The sequence below is a fragment of the uncultured Succinivibrio sp. genome, from assembly GCF_902756765.1.
In the GTDB taxonomy this organism is placed as follows: domain Bacteria; phylum Pseudomonadota; class Gammaproteobacteria; order Enterobacterales; family Succinivibrionaceae; genus Succinivibrio.
Window position 1 is genome coordinate 31,734 of sequence record NZ_CACVSS010000010.1, and the last position, 18,385, is coordinate 50,118.

The 18,385-nt window shown below is 40.7% G+C and carries 18 protein-coding genes; 11 read left to right on the forward strand and 7 right to left on the reverse strand.

The annotated features are described in order from the left end of the window. The first annotated feature begins 42 nt into the window (after positions 1-42). Complete coding sequence (locus QZU45_RS02710; protein ID WP_295351270.1) at positions 43-834, forward strand: 3-deoxy-D-manno-octulosonic acid kinase; 792 nt, start codon at positions 43-45, stop codon at positions 832-834. A 54-nt stretch (positions 835-888) separates the two neighbouring features. Then, positions 889-1,431, forward strand: a complete 543-nt coding sequence (locus QZU45_RS02715; protein ID WP_295351272.1) for an NAD(P)H-dependent oxidoreductase — start codon at positions 889-891, stop codon at positions 1,429-1,431. On the opposite strand, the gene QZU45_RS02720 is transcribed toward QZU45_RS02715, so the two are convergent. From QZU45_RS02720 to waaF, 4 genes are all read right to left on the reverse strand, one after another. Continuing rightward, positions 1,428-2,711, reverse strand: a complete 1,284-nt coding sequence (locus QZU45_RS02720; RefSeq protein WP_295351275.1) for a 3-deoxy-D-manno-octulosonic acid transferase — start codon at positions 2,709-2,711, stop codon at positions 1,428-1,430. The two genes, QZU45_RS02715 and QZU45_RS02720, sit on opposite strands and share 4 nt — an antisense overlap. 33 nt (positions 2,712-2,744) lie before the next feature. Then, the gene (gene iscB / locus QZU45_RS02725) at positions 2,745-3,968 is read right to left on the reverse strand and encodes an RNA-guided endonuclease IscB (RefSeq protein ID WP_295351278.1); all 1,224 of its coding nucleotides are present in this window, start codon (positions 3,966-3,968) and stop codon (positions 2,745-2,747) included. A gap of 334 nt (positions 3,969-4,302) precedes the next feature. Beyond that, on the reverse strand, positions 4,303-4,911 hold the full coding sequence (locus tag QZU45_RS02730; RefSeq protein WP_295351281.1) for a hypothetical protein: 609 nt from the start codon (positions 4,909-4,911) through the stop codon (positions 4,303-4,305). 14 nt (positions 4,912-4,925) lie between these two features. After that, the gene (waaF, locus tag QZU45_RS02735; RefSeq protein ID WP_295351285.1) at positions 4,926-5,972 is read right to left on the reverse strand and encodes a lipopolysaccharide heptosyltransferase II; all 1,047 of its coding nucleotides are present in this window, start codon (positions 5,970-5,972) and stop codon (positions 4,926-4,928) included. A gap of 281 nt (positions 5,973-6,253) precedes the next feature. Between waaF and rfaD the strand changes: the two genes are divergently transcribed. From rfaD to QZU45_RS02750, 3 genes are all read left to right on the forward strand, one after another. Then, complete coding sequence (gene rfaD / locus QZU45_RS02740; RefSeq protein WP_295351288.1) at positions 6,254-7,216, forward strand: ADP-glyceromanno-heptose 6-epimerase; 963 nt, start codon at positions 6,254-6,256, stop codon at positions 7,214-7,216. Further along, positions 7,198-8,064, forward strand: a complete 867-nt coding sequence (locus tag QZU45_RS02745) for a rhomboid family intramembrane serine protease (protein WP_295351290.1) — start codon at positions 7,198-7,200, stop codon at positions 8,062-8,064. The genes rfaD and QZU45_RS02745 overlap by 19 nt, the downstream gene beginning before the upstream one ends. 134 nt (positions 8,065-8,198) lie before the next feature. Then, entirely contained in the window at positions 8,199-9,308 is a 1,110-nt protein-coding gene (locus QZU45_RS02750; protein ID WP_295351294.1) for a porin, read from the forward strand. 534 nt (positions 9,309-9,842) lie between these two features. On the opposite strand, the gene gpmM is transcribed toward QZU45_RS02750, so the two are convergent. Continuing rightward, positions 9,843-11,381 carry a 2,3-bisphosphoglycerate-independent phosphoglycerate mutase gene (gene gpmM, locus QZU45_RS02755; protein ID WP_295351297.1) on the reverse strand — a complete coding sequence of 513 codons (1,539 nt, stop codon included), beginning with the start codon at positions 11,379-11,381 and terminating at the stop codon, positions 9,843-9,845. Positions 11,382-11,745: 364 nt separating this feature from the next. On the opposite strand from gpmM, the gene QZU45_RS02760 reads away from it, so the two are divergent. From QZU45_RS02760 to gpsA, 3 genes are read left to right on the forward strand one after another with little or no spacing between them, the layout of a single operon-like run. Continuing rightward, on the forward strand, positions 11,746-12,210 hold the full coding sequence (locus QZU45_RS02760; protein ID WP_295351299.1) for a rhodanese-like domain-containing protein: 465 nt from the start codon (positions 11,746-11,748) through the stop codon (positions 12,208-12,210). 24 nt (positions 12,211-12,234) lie between these two features. Further along, a complete protein-coding gene (secB, locus tag QZU45_RS02765) occupies positions 12,235-12,744 on the forward strand; it encodes a protein-export chaperone SecB (protein WP_074838401.1) in 510 nt (169 codons plus the stop codon). Between the two features lie 5 nt (positions 12,745-12,749). Continuing rightward, positions 12,750-13,754 (forward strand): NAD(P)H-dependent glycerol-3-phosphate dehydrogenase, encoded by a 1,005-nt coding sequence (gpsA, locus tag QZU45_RS02770; protein ID WP_295351302.1) that lies wholly within the window; start codon positions 12,750-12,752, stop codon positions 13,752-13,754. Between the two features lie 215 nt (positions 13,755-13,969). Here the strand turns inward: gpsA and QZU45_RS02775 are convergent, their stop codons facing one another. Then, positions 13,970-14,167 carry a hypothetical protein gene (locus QZU45_RS02775; RefSeq protein ID WP_074838407.1) on the reverse strand — a complete coding sequence of 66 codons (198 nt, stop codon included), beginning with the start codon at positions 14,165-14,167 and terminating at the stop codon, positions 13,970-13,972. A gap of 8 nt (positions 14,168-14,175) precedes the next feature. Then, a complete protein-coding gene (locus QZU45_RS02780) occupies positions 14,176-14,340 on the reverse strand; it encodes a hypothetical protein (RefSeq protein WP_295351305.1) in 165 nt (54 codons plus the stop codon). A gap of 313 nt (positions 14,341-14,653) precedes the next feature. On the opposite strand from QZU45_RS02780, the gene iorA reads away from it, so the two are divergent. From iorA to QZU45_RS02795, 3 genes are read left to right on the forward strand one after another with little or no spacing between them, the layout of a single operon-like run. Further along, positions 14,654-16,459: an indolepyruvate ferredoxin oxidoreductase subunit alpha gene (gene iorA / locus QZU45_RS02785; protein ID WP_295351308.1), complete on the forward strand. Its 1,806-nt coding sequence runs from the start codon at positions 14,654-14,656 to the stop codon at positions 16,457-16,459. Then, positions 16,452-17,051 (forward strand): indolepyruvate oxidoreductase subunit beta, encoded by a 600-nt coding sequence (locus tag QZU45_RS02790; protein WP_295351311.1) that lies wholly within the window; start codon positions 16,452-16,454, stop codon positions 17,049-17,051. The genes iorA and QZU45_RS02790 overlap by 8 nt, the downstream gene beginning before the upstream one ends. Next, positions 17,038-18,282, forward strand: coding sequence for a phenylacetate--CoA ligase family protein (locus QZU45_RS02795; protein WP_295351314.1), 1,245 nt, complete (start codon positions 17,038-17,040; stop codon positions 18,280-18,282). Before QZU45_RS02790 ends, QZU45_RS02795 begins: the two co-directional genes overlap by 14 nt. The last annotated feature ends 103 nt before the right edge of the window (positions 18,283-18,385 follow it).

An 18,385-nucleotide genomic window follows, 5' to 3' on the forward strand; every position in this document is an offset into this window, starting at 1 on the left:
CTGTATGGCATATATGGCGAAAACACATCTAAAGTTGTATTCTTGCTAAGAAAACAGTATCTTGAGAAGCGTTCTATCGGTATTCTGGTTGTAAAGTCTATGGAAAATATAAGAGTCATAAAGTTTGGAAAGACAAAGTTCTACCTTAATGAAGAGGTGCCTTCAGATCGGGAATTTTCTTTCTATGAAAGCTTTTTTGACAGGACTTCAATTGAGAAATCTGAAGGTGTAAGCTCAAGAGGCGGACGCGGTCAGACTCTTTTATTTACAAAGGACAGACGTGATCTGGTTTTTAGACATTACAAACGCGGAGGTCTGTTCGGTAAACTTGTCTCTGACTGTTTTTTCTGCTTTGAACCTCATTCTCACCGCGCCTATGAAGAGTTTGCTCTTCTAAACAGAATGCTTGAGATGAATCTTCCGGTTCCAAAGCCTGTTATTGCCAGAGAGATTTTTAACGGTATCGGTGTTGTTCAGGATATAGTTATCGAAAGACTGAATGGATATACAGATTTATCCTATGTGATTGCAGAGCGCCATTTAAGTCAAGAGGAATTCATCTCTATTGGCAAAACTCTGAAGCGTTTTTTTGATAACAATATTCTGCATACGGATCTGAATATTAGAAATATCCTGATAAATGATACCGGCAAGGTCTGTGTCATAGACTTTGACAAGTGCTTTCTTGTACCGCTTACCAACTCAAAAAAAGAGGAAATGCTGAGACGACTATTGCGTTCATTCCGAAAGGAAGTTGAAAGATATTCAGACAAAAAAGTTAATTTTAATGAGAGCGACTTTGAACTTTTAAAACAGGAAGCTCTAAAAAATTAAACTAGTAAAGTAATATAGTGCTGTATATTCTTTCTATCGAATATGGGGCATTTTATGGACAAGAAAACAGTAGTTATCGTAGATCATCCAAACTTCAGTCAGTCAAATGTTAACCGCAGATTTGTCGATGAAATGCGAAAATATCCTGAGGAGATTCTCATCCATAATCTTCAGAGTTGCTATCCTACAGGTGTACTTGATGCCTCAAAAGAGCACTGTGTACTCGAGAATAACGGTACCATTGTTCTTCAGTTCCCTTTCTACTGGTTTAACTGCCCTCCAAAAATGAAGGAATGGTTTGATAAGGTACTGACCTCAAACTGGGCCTTTAAGGATGCCTATCATCTTGAGAACAAAAAGATTGGTCTTTGTGTTTCCTGTGGAAGTGAGGAGGCTGCATATACAGCTTCAGGCAGACATCATCGCAAGGTTGAAGATTATCTTGCCAACATTCTGCATGCCTTTGAAATGTGTCGTGTGGATTATGTCGGCAGTTTTATTACCTACGGAATCAATGATACTGAAATTGTAACCGCCGACGTGATTGGACAGAGAGCCAGAGAGTATATCGAGTGGCTTAAATCTATAGCCTCTTAATTCTTGAACAGCATCAGATCCAGCTGTTCGATGGTTCTGTTTAGTGCTCCTTTGCCCTGTTGCTGCACGTCCAGAGCCATTACCCCTGTATTCTGCAGTAGATTTCTGTCTGAAAGCAGTTTGATGATGTAAAGCGCAAGCTTATGTTCATCTTCGGCGACAAAGCATCCACCTGTATCAAGCAGCTTTTCAAACTGCTCCTCAAAGTTTCTGTAAATAGGTCCTGTAAGCAGTGGCAGACTGAAATAGGCTGGCTCTAAAGGATTATGTCCGCCTATATCTACAAGACTTCCTCCCATGAAGATGAGATCACACAGACCGAAATAGGTTTCAATCTCGCCCATGGTATCGCCAACCATAACATCAGCATTGAACAGGGTAATACTCTTCAGTTCGCTCTTAAGCGCAAAGGAGATGCCTTTATCATTCAGATAACTGCAGACACTATCTGTAACAGTCTGATGTCTTGGAACAAACACCATCTTCAGATCAGGAATAGTCTTTCTGGCCTCAATATATGCGTTGACTATGGCTTCCTCTTCGCCGTCGTGGATACTGATTGCTCCAAATACATTGTCGCTTAAGATCTTGCGCCTGATCTTCTTGGAATCCTCAAACATCCTTTCTCTTGGTTTGAGATCATATTTGATGTTTCCTGTTACCACTGTATTCTTGGCTGGTACTCCGATCTTCTCAAAACGGTCCTTGTCAGCATAGGAGATGCACATTACCTTGGAGAGCTTGGAGCCAATCAGATCCTGTACCAGAGCCTTGTGCTTGAGGTACTTCTGACAGTTCTTCTCCTGCATTCTGGCATTGATGATCATTACCGGACATTTTCTTTTTGCTGCTATATCCAGCATGTTTGGCCACAGTTCAGTATCAATGATGATCAGGGCCTCAGGATTAAAGTGCTTAAAGAATCGTGAAACGGCAAGGGGACTGTCCAGAGGTGAAAACTTAACCAGCACGTTCTCAAGAGAAGATGCGGCCTTTGCCCCGGTGGTGGTCATGGTGGTTATGACAATCCTGTCGTTTGGATGATTTCTTCTGAATTCAATAATGAAAGGTTTGAGCGCGTTGATTTCACCCACTGAAGCTCCGTGAAACCAGATACAGCTTTTCTCGGTCTCCCTGTAATATCCAAGCAGCTCAAATATTCTTCTGCCGTAAGGAGGATCACGTCGCTTTTTATAGGCAAGAAATACTGCTCCTAATGGAGCTGCAAGCAGGGTAGCAGACTTATAAATACATAGGGCTAAACGGGATGATAATTTCATAATATATTCGTTCTGTTGTAGAATTGTATTGATTTAACATTTTTCAATTAACCAAATTTTTCTAGTTTCAATTAATTGAAGCTTCTTATAACTTATTGAACCATTGATACGTTCACCGTACACGGTGCGTATATCAAACGCCCCACTTGTTCTTCTTCCAAAAATAAATCCAACTCGATCACCAACTTTAACCTTGTCGAAAAGTCTGAAACCTTTCACCGTATACGGTGCTTGGTTCAACTTTCTTCGACCACCTTTTAAAGTAGTAAACTTATGAATCTGTCGATTATGACATCTTACTTTTTTCATCAGATAGACGTCACTTGGTAAAGCTTGCGGTACACCGCAAATGCACCGAGCATCAACATGATGATCTTTCTTTAAATGATATTTCTCTCTCAAATGCTTGGTTATGTAACCATAAGTGCATTTAACACATGGATATTTATTGCAAAGTTCTTTGAAAAAGAAATTCCGCATCAATCCCATGAATGTTTCAGCTTTGAAAGATTTTCCTCTTTTAATATCATCTAAAGAGATCAAACCTTTGTGAAATTTCGTGTGACACGAATCACACAAAGTAACCAAATTATTAGGAGCATCACCACCTATTAATCTTGATTCAAGATGGTGAACTCGCAAAACTTTGTCTTTAGACTTACCATTGCAACATCTACAAGTGCATCCGTCTCTAGCTAAGACATAAGCTTTTACATTCTTGAATCCTAATTGATCACCTTGCTGATACTCAGCACATTTGATCTCTGGATTCTTGATTTTCTGAATATCAAAACTTGCAATCTCTACGACAATTTTACCTATAGGCAAGATTTCGTGAGCTTTTGCAACTAATCTCAAATGAGATTCTACTTTAGCTCTGATAGATGGAGGTAGCCAACCATTTGCAATACCTCGGTTTAGAAACCGAGCTTTGCGATATCTTGTCTTTCTATTTCTACGAGTACGTCTTGCCTCTTTTCTTGCAGACAAGAGCTTTACAATGTCGGTTCTGATTTTAGCTTTAGCTTCAAAGAGAACCTTTTTCTCAGTACATGCAGAAATACCAACATTTTCATATCCTGTGTCTACACCTAGAGTGATAAGTTGGGTAATGTTTGCACACTCATAACTAAGCTGAATTGTAAATGGACATCTTTTAACTACCTTTGCTTTATGTTCTCTGAGCAAACGTCTTACCATACCATGCCGAGTAGTCGGCATGATTGGTACACCTTTGCAATTTAGAACATAAACCATAATTTAATCCTTTTAAAAAGCTGCAGTTTTTTGCTGTAAGCCAGATCCTGCAAAACTGTAAAATGCTACCTTCGTCAATGTTATTGAAAGGTTTGTTGTCTACAACACTGTTTTCAGTGAAAACTGTTTAATCATAGACCTTAGAGGTCAGAACTAGGTAGAACATTCTGACGTAACTATATATTCTTCCATAACGTAGCTCAATTTACTGTATACAGTAAAGTTTGCTAAGACTAAGCTTTAGTTACAGATTTGTATATCAATACTCCTCTACAACAGAGCTAATATATTCTTAATATAACGGATTATTATTTCTTCAGCTTACAATCTGGGGCTATACAGACTCATCAACGACAATAAAATCATCTTCTTTTTTGGCTAATTCAATAACTTCAGAGAGCTTTAAATTATCTATGCCGCACATTTGAGCGACGATTTCAGGGAAGAAAAACTCATTAATCCTGGTGTCATCGTATATATCATCGAAGCATCCCATTTCATCATAGAGTTCATCAAACTCTTCGTCTGATATTGTTACCTTGAATTCCTTGTTAATATTTTCTCGTATTTTGTCGTGCATAAGACTAATGCCATATTCAAGCGTAAAACTTTGTAGATCTTCACTGTATGTATCATGAAAAAAGCCACATCCGCTGCAGTATGAAGCATGAGTGTTGCCATCGTATTCTTCTTCGAGGAATTCTTTTACAGTTATCTCCGGAGAGATTTGACCTGCTTTAACAAGCTCACCAGAACAGTCATATGGAGGATCGTAAGTGTGATCTTCTTCATAATGGACAGGCATATCAGGTGTCAGATAATAGTTTATCTGCCGGATAAATTCTTTTCGGAGCTCTTCCATTTGAATGTCAAGCTCGGTGTTGATTTGATAAACAAGGCTGGCGTGGTGATTATTGATGAAATCTGCGTATTTTTTAATCATAAAAACAGCCTTAATTAAAGAGATAGAAGCTGTTCAAGCTTCTCTATCACCATCTGAGGAGTAAGCTTCTTCAGGCAGGCATAGGTTTCGAATTTACAGGTTCTCTTAAAGCAAGGATGACATGGTTCATCTGACTCTACACATATAGCCTTGTCCGACAGAGGTGGTGTGTAATTGGTTGAGGTTGAACCGAAAATACATACCTGTGGTATGTCAGCAGCTGCTACTGTGTGCATCAGACCTGAATCATTACATACTGCAGCTGTTGAACTTCCAACGATATCAAGTGCCTCGGTAAGATTGGTCTTGCCTGCTATGTCTGTGAAGAAAGGTTTTGTGTCCACAGATAAATTCTCATAGATTTTTGCAACAGTAGGAATATCTTTTTTAGAGCCGATACCGATTACTCGACCACCCTGTTTAATCCACCACATTGAGATTTCAGCAAAATACTCGACAGGCCAGAGCTTTGACGGACCGTAATTAGCTCCGCAGCCTAGGATTAGGTTCTTCTTTGAAAAATCCAGCCCAAGCTCAGAGACTCTTTTCTCATCAAGAGGTCTGGTTTCAAGCTTTGGATAGGCAAATTTAGGTAAATCATTGGCAGTCTTTACCTCGTTTCTGTCAAAGGCAAGGGCAACATAGCGCTGAACCATCAGAGGAAAGTCCTGCTTGTTGGTGCGCATATTGTTAATAAGAATATATCTGGATTCTCCCTTAAAGCCACGTCTGTCAGGAATTTTGGCAAAGAAACCAACAAAGGCCGATTTTAGAGAGTTGGGCAGTATGAATACAGAGTCGTAATGGTTATCTCGGAACTTTTTACCCTCAGCATATCTCTGTTTTAAATTGAAAGCTCCATGTTCAAAAGGATTGATGAATTTTCCTGACAGCTCAGGCATTCTGTCCAGTATAGGCAAGGTATAGGCTGGTGCATAGATATCAATGGTGCACTCAGGATCCTGCTCTTTTAGAACTTTGTAAAGGCTCTGAGACATAATCAGATCTCCAAGCCATGAAGGTGAGATAATCAGGTAATTTTTGTGGGTATTTAAAGTCATAACTCTGTTTAATAATTGCTAACTATATGTTTTGTAGGCAATAAATCCTATAACAGGTGGCCTATTTCACCTTATGAAAAAAAATGGTGAAAGATAAAATGGTTCTTTTTTTGAAGAGTCTTTGTGTTCTTCTCCTACTATTGTAGCCTATGTCGGCCTTTTAAATCATGATTTTTCAGTGCATATATCAGTATATTGTCCTGATTAATTGTACACAGCAATGTGTTTTCTAACTCTGTTGCTTTATAATGTCCCTATCTATTAAGTTTTAAGGAATTATTATGATTATCGTAACTGGTGGATGCGGCTTTATTGGCTCAAATATCGTAAAACATTTAAATGATCGTGGTATTAAGGATATTCTGGTTGTTGATAATTTAACCAACGGCCATAAGTTCATGAATCTTACCGATCTTGATATTGCCGACTACATGGATAAAGAAGACTTCATGAAGCTGGTACTTGATGAGAAGGCATTTGATTCCAAATACGGATGCAAGAATATTCAGGCTATCTTCCATGAGGGAGCCTGCTCTGCTACTACCGAGTGGAACGGCAAGTACATCATGAAGAATAACTATGAGTACACCGTAAACCTTTTTGAGTTTGCAACTGCTCACAGAATTCCTTTCTTCTTTGCCTCATCTGCATCAACCTACGGTGACGGCAATGTTTTCGTTGAAGACAGAAGCAATGAAGGTCCGCTGAATGTTTACGGCTATTCAAAGTTCCTGTTTGATGAATACGTAAGAGCAAGACTGCCAAAGATTAATTCTCAGGTTGTAGGTCTGCGTTATTTCAATGTTTACGGTCCACGTGAGAGTCACAAGGGTTCAATGGCATCAGTAGCCTTCCATCTGAACACCCAGATGCTGGCAGGTGAGAATCCAAAACTGTTTGAGGGCATTGACGGCTATGAGAATGGCGGTCAGCTGCGTGATTTCGTTTATGTTGGTGACGTTGCCGAGGTTAACCTGTGGTTCTACGAGCACAAAGGTCCATCTGGAATCTATAACTGCGGTACCGGTCGTGCTGAACCATTCCTGAATATTGCCAAGGCTGTTATCAAGCACCATGGTCATGGTGAGGTTGAGTTCATTCCATTCCCAGAACATCTGAAGGGACACTATCAGAGCTTTACTCAGGCCGATCTGACCAAGCTGCGTAATGCCGGCTGTGATATCGAGTTCAAGACTGTTGCCCAAGGTGTTGCTGAGTATCTGAAATGGCTGAATTCGAAATAGTTGACGACTTTACCTATGAAGTTTGCCTTCTTCCAAGGGAGAAGGCCTTAGGTTTTGTAGACCATTTAAATTCCATTGGTATTAAGGCTAAAATCAAGGAAAGCTACTCTGGTCACTATGGTGTGTTCGTAACCAACGAACTGGATATGGCCAGAGCCAAAAGGGAAGTTCTAAGATTTGCCGGTTCTCCTTTTGACAGTTCTTTTACCAAAGCCTCATGGGAGCAGGGTAAGACTGTCAGAAACATTAAGGAGATTAAATCCTCTATGTATCTGCCAATGGCCTTTGATATTACCTCCCTGACTACCATTGTAGAGCTTATCTGTATCGCTCTGTATGTCATTTCTCTGTTTGATGAGTCCTGGGTAATTCAGACTTTTGCCTTATCAAGACAGGATGTCTTCAGTTCTGTTACAGATTATTATCGTCTGCTTACTCCTGCCTTTGTGCATTTTGGTTTTATGCATATTGCCTTTAATCTGGTGATGTTTGAAGCTTTGGGAAGACCAATCGAGAAAACCTTTGGCAAGACTAAGCTGTTCTCTCTGATAATCAGTATTGCCCTGCTCTCAAATGTCCTTCAGTACTGCTTTATGACTGATAATTATGGATATTTTGGAGGACTGTCAGGCGTGGTTTACGGAATTATCGGTTACTGCGGTGTGCTGTCAAAACGCGAAGATCTCCCTGATTCCTTTATGATCCCAAGAGGTCTTTTAACTGTAAGTATCATCTTTATTCTTTTAGGATTCCTTTTCAGCGGTATTGCCAATCTGTGTCACCTGGGCGGTGTTGTGATTGGTATTCTCTGGGGCTTCTACGATCTTAAAAAGAAGAATCTCTTCTAATGTATCTTATTAAATGGTTTTCCTTTTTCTAGGAATGCCATTTACCTTGCCTCATTTCTTTACAGAGCAGGATCTGCCTACTATATTTGTCTTAGCTGATAGCTGTTTTCGGCATATACATCGGAACGCAGAGAATGAGAGCAGATACCATTACTAAATACTCACTATTAGCTCTAGCCTTAGTGACTGCAGTTATTTCTGCAGAAGCTGCCACTGTTTATAACCGACATGGTACTTCACTGGCAATTAATGGCAGAGTTCAGTCTGTTTTCTATAACAATAACTATAATCTGGCCGGTGATCATGATTCCTCCATTCATAATTCTTCCCGTTTCGGTTTACGAGGAAAGGTAAGAATCAACAAATGGTTCTCAGCTCTTGCATATGCACAGTGGGATATGAACAGCAGCGGTAATGGTTCAGGCAGTAAAGCTCGTGATCAGTACGTAGGGGCCGATTTTGGTAGATTCGGTGTGCTGACTGCCGGTAAATTCCATGATGCCTCCTACTACGCAGAAAGTGTTGTGGATCATTATGAGCAGGCTTCCGGTACAGTACAGGGACACTTTAATCACTCCCGTCGTCTCGGCCAGTTTATGTATACCTATGACAACTATGGCTTTCATGGTCAGTTAGGCTTACAGACTGCACAGGATCGCGTGTCTGTTGTGAAGAATAAGTTTCACAATTTTGGCAGCAAGTACAAAGACAGCTGGGATATAGACTCAGGCTTCAGTTCTGCCTTAGGTTATACCTTTGATGATGTATGGTTTGGTCCTTTATCTTTTCGTACCGGCTACAGTTATATAAAAGGGCAGACTGGGAACGATATAACAACCAGAGCCTTTGTAAACTTTAAACATGCAGCAGCCTCTATTGCCTGGGGAAATATAAGTTCAGGCTTTTATGTTGCAGCCTTGTATGATTATGGCAGGCTAAACTTTAAGCCTAATGACTGGCTGCTGATTAAGGTGTATGAGCTTTCTTTCGGTTATGCCTTTGATAGTGGTGTATCAGTTTTAACCGGTTATGAAGTGGCTGCCTTTGAAGAAAATAAAGCAGAAACTCATAAGATAAAGAGAATTCCTCTGCTATTAAAGTACAAACTTAATCCAAACTTCAGTATCTGGTCAGAGGCTGGCTTTAATGCAGGTTCTGATCATAAGTCAGACTTTGGTGCGAAGAAATACTCAAAGAGAATAGATAAGAGCGTGTTTTCTCTTGGCGCCAGGTATACTTTCTAGCAAATATATCCTAACAGTTACGATACAAGGTATGCAGTTTGCGTAATAAAAAAACAGTAAAACGCTTTAAAATCAATATGATAATTACGTTAGATATGATATAATTTGAATATGTCGAAGAACTTCGACTAGGTGGTTCTACCTACTAAGAACCACTGGCATGGCTCTTAGTAGTCAGTAGAACTGAATGTTCAACTTTTTATTAAGGAATATCTATGAAAACCTTAATAATCGTTAGCATTGTTCTAATTTTACTGCTCTGGTCAACGTCAGTTTGGTAAAGTAGAACTGCTGCAAGGTGGAGGAACGCCAATTCCTCTGCCTTGTTTCTATTATATGTCTAGATTACTTTTATATCAACGTTTCTGATCTTATTTCACATCTAAATTTTTACCTGAAAAAAAACAGTTAAAAAAATTATTAATCTTCTGTAAGAATCAATATGATAGCAATCAAAAATATATTTATTGAAATATAAATTTATTGTAAAAAAAAATGGGGCAATTGCCCCATTCACATCTGAAATAATCTAGATTATTCTTCGTCTAATTTTACGATTGACTTACCAGTCATCTCTGCAGGAATTTCCATTCCCTTCAGATATAACATGGTAGGAGCGATGTCAGATAGTCTGCCGTCCTTACGCATGGTTGCCTTTCTGCCATAGTAAATGAATGGAACTGGCAGATTGGTGTGAGCAGTGTAAGGAATGTTCTTCTCAAGATCCTTCATTCTCTCACAGTTACCGTGGTCAGCAGTGATTAAGCACTCACCGTCAACCTTCTTTAATGACTCGATAACACGACCGATGCAGCTGTCAACAGCCTCAACTGCCTTAACAGCAGCCTCAAATACACCAGTGTGACCAACCATATCACCGTTAGGGTAGTTACAGATGATCATGTCGTACTTGCCTGACTCGATAGCCTCACATAGCTTGTCGGTAAGTTCTTTTGAGCTCATCTCTGGCTGTAGATCATAGGTAGCAACCTTAGGGCTCTGGATCAGAATTCTGTCTTCGCCTGGGAATACAGTCTCAACACCACCGTTGAAGAAGAAGGTTACGTGAGCATACTTCTCAGTCTCTGAAATACGTAGCTGAGTCATACCCTTCTTAGACAGCCACTCACCAAGAGTGTTGGTTAAGTCTGCTGGTGGGAATGCACATGCAGTCTTGATGTCTGCAGCGTACTGGGTAAGCATTACGAAGCTTGCCAGTTTAGGAGTAACTTCACGCTTGAAGCCGTCGAAGTCAGTGTTAACGAATGAACGGGTAATCTGACGAGCGCGGTCTGCACGGAAGTTCATGAAAATCAGTGAATCACCATCGGTCACAGGAGCTTTGTCACCGATTACTGAAGCCTTGATGAACTCATCGTTCTCATCGCGGTCGTAAGCTGCCTGGATTGCAGCTTCAGCTGAGGCAAATGAAGCGAACTCGCTCTTGCCCTGTGTCAGAAGATCATAAGCCTGCTGTACACGATCCCAGCGGTTATCTCTATCCATTGCATAGTAACGGCCAACAATAGTTGCAACCTTACCTACACCAACTTCCTTGAAAGTATTCTCGATAACCTTTACGTACTCAAGAGCAGAACGAGGTGCTACGTCACGTCCGTCTGTGAATGCGTGGAAGTAGATCTTCTTAGCGCCACGCTTTGCTGCAAGCTTGATCATTGCAACAATGTGGTCCTGGTGAGAGTGAACACCACCTGGTGACATCAGACCCATGATGTGAACAGCTTTGTCAGCCTTTACAGCTGCATCAACAGCTTCACATAAAGTCTTGTTCTCAAAAAAATCACCATCAGCAATAGCCTTACCGATTCTGGTTAATTCCTGATAAACGATACGACCTGCACCGATGTTGGTATGACCAACTTCTGAGTTACCCATCTGACCGTCAGGTAGACCAACATCAATACCTGAAGCCTGAATGTCAGTATTTGCATAGTTAGCAACCAGACTGTCTAGAACTGGAGTCTTACCTGCTTCAACTGCGTTGAACTCTTTAACTGGATTATCTCCCCAACCATCCATGATAATCAGGGCAAGTGGTTTCTTGTTTGCCATACTTTACTTCTCTTTTTAAAAATAATCGTGAACTGCGTTTAACCACCGTACACGACAGGTTATAAAACTTATGCTATTTTAGCGTGTTTTCGTGAATTTTTAACGTCTTTTGTGGAAATATTCTAAATAAGTGAAAATTAAGCGCAAATATTAAAGAAAATGCTTATAAATTAAGAAATTATTTATTCATAATTATTATGATGCAGACTAGCTTTTTATGCAGAAGAAAGAACAAATCTGTTTAAAAGAGTAAACGACCTTGCTGTTAGCGGTTCTAAATGTGATTAAGGTGTTTTTTGCGTCGGTTTAAATATGGTAAAATCGGGAATTAAATTTTTTTATTAAACAAAAAAGAGGTGTTGTTGTGGGAGATTTTTTCTCATCTGTTGATTTTCAGGAACTTTTAGCTTTCGCCGAGCGTCACACCTTGATGGTTTTTGTATTTATCGCTGTTTTAGCAGGATTAATCTACACTCAGGTTCGCATCATGCTTGCACGTATTCAGAAGTTAAATTCAAACGTTGCAACTGCAATGGTTAATCATGAAAACGGTGTATATGTTGACGTAAGACCTGCAAGTCTGTTTAACAAAGGTCATATCACAGGTGCTATTAATATCGTGCTTGTTGATATCAAACAGGGTAAATTAAACCGTATTGAAAGCTACAAAGACAAGCCTGTTGTTCTTGTTGGAAAGGACAAGATGGATTCAGACTGTTTCAATGCAGCTGTTTCTTTAAAGAAGCAGGGGTATACCAAGGTTTATTCTTTAGAAGGCGGTATTGCTCAGTGGGCAATGGACAACCTTCCATTATCAACTAAAAACTAATAATTAATTCATAAGGAAATAAAAATGTCAGATAACGCTACTTCACAGCAGAACCAGCCAGCTTTTGATATTCTGCGTCTATACTCAAAGGACTGTTCTTTAGAGACTCCTAATATTCCACAGATTTTCTCAAAGGAGTGGAAGCCAGAGATCAAGATTGATTTCGAGGCTAAGCCAATGAAGCTGAACGAGGAAACCTATGAGGTTGACTTAAGAGTAACCGCCACCTGCAAGCTAGGTGAGGAAGTTGCCTTTATCTGTGAAGTTCACCAGGCCGGTTTATTCTTAATCAAGAATGTTGATGAGGCTACTCTTGATTATCTGTTAAGCGGTGTTGCTCCTAACATCCTGTTCCCATATGCTCGTGAGCATATTTCAACTCTTGTTAACAAGGCAACCTTCCCTCCATTAACTTTACGTCCAATTAATTTCGAGGCTATGTACCGCTCTCGTCAGCAGGAAGCTGCTGCCGCTGCAGCTGCAAAGTCAGATGTAGCTAACGGTGCTGATTCAGAACAGGCTCCACAAGCTTAATCACTATGGGCAGTTTTAACAGCGCTTTAGGTGTTATAGGTGCCGGTTCCTATGGAACCGCACTTGCTCAGTCTACAGCATCAAAGGGACTTCCTGTGATGTTGTGGTGCAGAAAGCCTGAGACCGCGAAACTTCTTCAGACCTCAAGAGAAAACGCCAAATATCTTCCTGGTATCCGATTTGAGGAAACACTTACAGTTACTTCTTCTCTAGAGGAGGTAATGTCCAGTTGCAGAACTATTCTCGTAGTAGTTCCCTCCCATACCTTTGCTGACGTGCTAACTCAGATCAAGCAGTATATTACTCCTGAGCACAGAATCGCCTGGGCTACAAAAGGAATGGATCTGAATACAGGAAAGCTTCTAAGTGAGGTTGCTTCCGATGTTCTTGGATCTGATGTTCCAATGGCGGCTCTTTCAGGACCAACCTTTGCGGTTGAACTTGCAAAAGGTCTTCCTACAGCAATTGCTGCTGCAGGTACCAACAGTGATTTTATAAAAGATTTTATTGAACTTATGCATACCAAGACTTTCCGTATTTATGAGAATTCGGATCTTCTGGGAATGCAGCTTGGTGGTGCCATTAAAAACGTTATTGCTATCGGAGCAGGTCTTTCCGATGGACTAGGTTTTGGCGCCAATGCCAGAACAGCTCTGATTTCAAGAGGTCTTGCTGAAATGACAAGACTTGGTCTTGCCTTCGGTGCTACAGAGAAATCTTTTATGGGATTGTCTGGTTTGGGGGATCTTATCTTAACCTGTACAGATAATCAGTCCAGAAACAGAAGATTCGGTTTCCTATTAGGGCAGGGATTAAGCTGTCAGGCTGCCTTAGATAAGATTGGTCAGGTTGTTGAAGGCTATACCATGAGTAAGGTTGTTCGCAATCTTTGTGAAAAGAAAGGTGTCCAGATGCCTATCTGCCATGAGGTATATGAAATTATATACAACGGCAAATCTGGACTCGATGCTGCCATGTCTCTTTTAGGCCGTTCTCTGAAATCAGAATAATGAATGCCTCGTACAGAGGCATTATTTCTCTCTCTGCTATTCCTTTTTATTAACGATATCTCTTGATAGGAATTATTGTTTTCTTATTCTGCAGAAGACTCATTGAATAAAATGAGTTTTCAGCTGAAAACAAGAAATAACAATATATAAAGATAGAGTTGAAGAGAATATTAATGTCGTGAGCTATTAATAAATAGCACACGATATAGATAGAGTTAAGCTGCCTTAACTCGGATGTAGTTGTAGTGTTCACCGCCTAAATCACAGAATTGACGGTTATAGTTTAGGGCGATTTTCTGTGCAGTTGCTTCACAGAATTCCTTTGCACCTGCAGGTGAGCTCATCCAGTTTTCACCATAGCCCAGATACATGATTTCGCCTCTCATAATTTTAACAACGTTGTATTTTGTCATTGGTTTCCCTAATTTTTGATTGCCCAGATATAAAATGCAATACCTATTGCTGCAAAAACAAGTTTATACATGTTGTGTCGCGAGTTCTCGCTGGTAAGTCCAAACAGGAACAGTGCGTTGGATGCAGATCCTAATACAAAATAAACCAAAGGTAAAGATATGATCGAGCTCACAGAATAATCTCCTGTCTTTTGTATCTGATAAACATCATATTAATTTTTTTAGGACATGCAAAGAATACGTGATTGAGATTAGATTTTACTTAGGTAGAATCGCAAACAAGCTGATTTATTTCAAGAGCTGGATTTAGCTTCTGAATTGGTTTAATCTTCTGCATATCCGCTTAAAGACTGTTATCTTCGCTATAAGTTGTACAACACAGCTACATGCCTCTTCATTTTAGTGCAATCCTACTTATTATTTATGCTTTCAATGCCTATTAAATATAATGACAGAAAGTATCCTAAATATGAGATTTAACTGTCTGTGAAAAAAGAATATGTAATGGGCAACAGTGCCATTGCTATAGGGGCATTGTGTTCTGGTGTGAAGCTGGTGGCAGGATATCCTGGCACTCCCTCTACTGAAATTATTGAAACCATCTGTAAGGTTCCTCATAAGGGGGTGCACCTTGAGTGGTCAGTAAACGAGAAAGCCGCTATGGAGGTAGCAGCAGCTGCTGCCTATGCCGGAGCCCGTACTATGGTCACTATGAAACAGGTTGGTCTTAATGTAGCCTCTGACCCTCTGATGAGTCTTGCCTATGTGGGAGTCAGGGGCGGTATGGTGATTGTGGTTGCAGATGATCCCGGACCTATATCCTCACAGACAGAGCAGGATACCAGGCGTTTTGCCTCTTTCTGTAGAATTCCTGTCCTTGATCCATCCTCTCCGGAGGAGGCCTTTGACATGGTCAAAGATGCCTTTGTGCTCTCAGAAAAATATCACACCCCCGTGATTCTAAGACCGACTACCAGAGTCTGTCACGGTTATGCCTCTATAAGTTTCGATGAAAATTACGAGGCTAAAGAGCCTTCCGGTTTTGAAAAGGACAGTTCAAAGTGGGTTATTTTTCCTAAACTCTCATACAACAATCACCGCCTGATTGAGGAGCGTTTACCTGTCATTGCAGAGGATTTGTCCACATATGGTTATAACCGAATCATAAAAGACAGTAAGAAAAGCTGCAAGGCGGTGCTGGCTTCAGGAATTTCTCTTGCCTATGTCAGAGAATGTACCTCTAATCTGGATCTTAAGGTTATCGGTATTGCCAGTGCCTTCCCACTTCCAAAGAGATTCCTTTTAGAAGCGTTAAATGGGGTTGATGAGCTAATCTGTTTTGAAGAGTTAAGTCCTTTTCTTGAGGAGGAGCTTTTAAAACTATGTGGCGAACATCAGCTTAAAATCAGAATTAAAGGCAAGCTTACAGGTGATGTTCCTCATTCAGGAGAGCTTGGAGTTAATAAAGTTCAGTCCATTCTCAATAAGTTTTTAGGTCGTAATGATAAGTCTGAAGGGATCTCCTTTACGGAAAAAATTCCGGATCCTCCTCAAAGACCTCCTGTTTTATGTGCCGGATGCCCACACCGCGGCTCCTTCTATGCGGTGAAAGTTGCCACAGGCAGAAAGAAAACCTATCTGTGTGGAGATATTGGCTGCTATACCCTGGGTAATGCGTTGCCTCTTGATATGGTTGACACCTGTCTGTGTATGGGCGCAGGTATTACTATGGCACAGGGATTTAATCATCTTGACAAGGAGGCAAAATCCTTTGCATTCATCGGAGACTCCACTTTTTTTGCCTCCGGTATCAGTGGCATTGTTAACGCTGTCTACAACGAGGCTGATATCACTGTCTGTATCCTTGATAATGCGACAACCGCGATGACAGGACATCAGCCACATCCAGGAACCGGTTTCAATCTTCAGGGAAACTATGTGGATAAGATTGACATAGAATCGGTTTTAAAGGGTATTGGGGTTAAGAAGGTTATGACAGTCAATCCGCATGATCTGAAGGCTTCAGTGGCTGCTGTTAAGGAATGCATGAAAGTAGATGGAGTCAAGGCGATTATCTTTAGAGCTCCATGTATTTCCATTGTAAAACTCAAGGATAAATGCAGAGTAATGGATAAGTGCAGCAACTGCAATATCTGCATCAATAAATTAGGCTGTCCTGCTATGAGTCTTAAAAACGATAAGGTAGTGATAGATGAAAGTTTGTGCGTTGGCTGTACTCTATGTGCTCAGCTGTGTCCACATAAAGCAATAGAGAGAATACATCATGAATAAGAATATTCTAATCTGTGGTGTCGGTGGTCAGGGCACAGTACTTTCATCAAGAATTCTGGCTTCTGCCTTTATGAGTGAAGGTCATACCGTTCACTCCGCCGAAACCATAGGTATGGCACAGCGAGGCGGAAGTGTCGTAAGTCATGTGAGAGTCGGAGATGAGGTTTTTTCTCCACTGATCCCAGAAGGTAGAGCTGATTTGATTTTAGCCTTTGAGCCTGGCGAAGCAGCAGGATGTTTAAAATATTTAACTGCAAATGGCTGTGTGATTTTAAATTCCCATCCTATTCCTCCTGTGACAGTTTCCTTAAAAGGTGGCTCCTATAATGAGAAAGCTATATTTACTTTTTTAAGTTCGCAGAAAATAAGACATGCAACCGTAAGCTCAGATGAGCTTATAAAAAAATTCGGTTCGGTTAAATACTTTAATATTCTGATTCTTGGAGTAGCCTCCGGCATGGATGTGCTTGGAGTGAGTGCTCAAAGCATCGAATCTCAGATTGAAAAACTTGTCAAAGAGAAATTTGTGGCAATCAATAAAGAAGTTTTTAATGCAGGTTATGAAATAGGATTAAAAAATGCTGCTGAATGAAAGACAACTTGAGCTGGTAGACAGACAGATAAAAAGACTTATAAAAACAGACAGTTTCTATGGTCAAAAATATCGGGAATTGGGATTAACTGGCTGTTCCTGTCAGGAGGATTTTGACAGAATTCCTTTCTCCTCAAAGGAGGATCTGCGCTTTGCCTATCCACTTGGTATTCAGGCTGTAGAAGACAGGGAGGTAGTCAGAATTCACTCCTCATCTGGTACTACAGGAAAGCCTGTGATTATACCTTACACTGCAAAAGATGTAGAGGACTGGGCTACCATGTTCTGTCGCTGTTATGAAATTGCAGGAATTACCAGTCATGACCGAATTCAGATCACTCCTGGTTATGGTCTGTGGACTGCAGGTATTGGTTTTCAGGCAGGCTGTGAGAAACTTGGTGCTATGGCTATTCCTATGGGTCCTGGTAATACCGAAAAGCAGCTTCAGATGATGATTGACTTAAAGTCAACCGTAATCTGTGCCACTTCATCATATGCCTTGCTTCTCTCTGAGGAAATCTCCAGACGAGGTCTTAAGGACCAGATTTTCTTAAAGAAAGGTGTAATCGGCTCTGAGCGCTGGAGTGACAAGATGCGTAATACAATCAGGAACAGCCTGGGTATTGAGCTTTATGACATCTATGGCCTTACAGAGATTTACGGTCCTGGTATCGGCATCAGTTGTGAACAAAACAGCGGCATGCATTATTTTGACGATTACGTCTATATCGAAATCATTGATCCTGTAACTGGTGAGCGTGTGGAAGACGGTAAGAGTGGAGAAATCGTTATTACAACTCTTGTAAAGGAAGGAGCTCCGCTGCTACGATTTAGAACACACGATCTTTCAAGAATTATCCCTGGTAAATGTGCCTGTGGACGTGATTACCCTCGTCTTGATGTTATCACCGGCAGAAGCGATGACATGTTCAAGATCCACGGTGTCAACATGTTCCCAAGTCAGATTGAAAGTATTTTGGGAATGGTTGACGGTGTTGGCAGTGAGTATCGTATTATCCTTGGTAAGGATGTTGAAACTCGCCGTGACGTTCTGCATGTTACCGCTGAAGCTGAAGGCAGAGTGGATTTTGCTGAAACAGCACGCAGAATCTCAAAGCTGGTAAAATCTAAATTTGGTGTAACTCCAAAGGTTGCAATTGTCCCTGCAGGAACACTTGCCCGCAGTGAGAAGAAGACCAAACGAGTTGAAGATCAGCGAGAAAAGGTTTAGACGAGTATATTCTCAAGAGTTTTATCGGGCGGTATTGAATCCCCTGGCTTCAGCCATGGGGAGCAGGTCAAGGACAAGTGCGACAGCGACTTTGCTGCTCACC

Bases quoted from the DNA above. Each gene is read 5' to 3' on its own strand.
- QZU45_RS02715 (WP_295351272.1), top strand. From the start codon at position 889: ATGGACAAGAAAACAGTAGTTATCGTAGATCATCCAAACTTCAGTCAG.
- QZU45_RS02720 (WP_295351275.1), bottom strand. From the start codon at position 2,711: ATGAAATTATCATCCCGTTTAGCCCTATGTATTTATAAGTCTGCTACC.
- iscB (WP_295351278.1), bottom strand. From the start codon at position 3,968: ATGGTTTATGTTCTAAATTGCAAAGGTGTACCAATCATGCCGACTACT.
- QZU45_RS02730 (WP_295351281.1), bottom strand. From the start codon at position 4,911: ATGATTAAAAAATACGCAGATTTCATCAATAATCACCACGCCAGCCTT.
- waaF (WP_295351285.1), bottom strand. From the start codon at position 5,972: ATGACTTTAAATACCCACAAAAATTACCTGATTATCTCACCTTCATGG.
- rfaD (WP_295351288.1), top strand. From the start codon at position 6,254: ATGATTATCGTAACTGGTGGATGCGGCTTTATTGGCTCAAATATCGTA.
- QZU45_RS02745 (WP_295351290.1), top strand. From the start codon at position 7,198: ATGGCTGAATTCGAAATAGTTGACGACTTTACCTATGAAGTTTGCCTT.
- QZU45_RS02750 (WP_295351294.1), top strand. From the start codon at position 8,199: ATGAGAGCAGATACCATTACTAAATACTCACTATTAGCTCTAGCCTTA.
- gpmM (WP_295351297.1), bottom strand. From the start codon at position 11,381: ATGGCAAACAAGAAACCACTTGCCCTGATTATCATGGATGGTTGGGGA.
- secB (WP_074838401.1), top strand. From the start codon at position 12,235: ATGTCAGATAACGCTACTTCACAGCAGAACCAGCCAGCTTTTGATATT.
- gpsA (WP_295351302.1), top strand. From the start codon at position 12,750: ATGGGCAGTTTTAACAGCGCTTTAGGTGTTATAGGTGCCGGTTCCTAT.
- QZU45_RS02775 (WP_074838407.1), bottom strand. From the start codon at position 14,167: ATGACAAAATACAACGTTGTTAAAATTATGAGAGGCGAAATCATGTAT.
- QZU45_RS02790 (WP_295351311.1), top strand. From the start codon at position 16,452: ATGAATAAGAATATTCTAATCTGTGGTGTCGGTGGTCAGGGCACAGTA.
- QZU45_RS02795 (WP_295351314.1), top strand. From the start codon at position 17,038: ATGCTGCTGAATGAAAGACAACTTGAGCTGGTAGACAGACAGATAAAA.